General features: G+C 46.9%; 1 protein-coding gene. It reads left to right on the forward strand.

The genetic code is table 11. The features are described 5' to 3' along the window. A partial coding sequence (locus EXE30_RS15795) for a hypothetical protein (RefSeq protein WP_213072752.1) occupies positions 1-260 on the forward strand: 260 nt, incomplete at both ends.

Below are 260 nucleotides of genomic sequence, written 5' to 3' on the forward strand. Positions count from 1 at the left end.
GATCTTGGCAACAACCCTGTAACGGGTGTTATCCAAACAGGTATTGATGTGCTTCAAGGCGTTGAAAGCCTCAAAACTGAAATCATCAATACAGGTATCGACACTGTTGCTGGCACAATTATTGGGGCGTTCCCTCAAGCTGAACACCCTGTCGGTGACCTCGCAAATCTTGGCACACTCACTTTTGAAACTTCTCGTGATACTGTCAACGGTACACTTGAAGCCATCTCTGATTTAGCAGGCGCTGATTTTGGTGGTGC

The sequence above is a fragment of the Acinetobacter halotolerans genome (assembly GCF_004208515.1).
GTDB classification, from domain to species: domain Bacteria; phylum Pseudomonadota; class Gammaproteobacteria; order Pseudomonadales; family Moraxellaceae; genus Acinetobacter; species Acinetobacter halotolerans.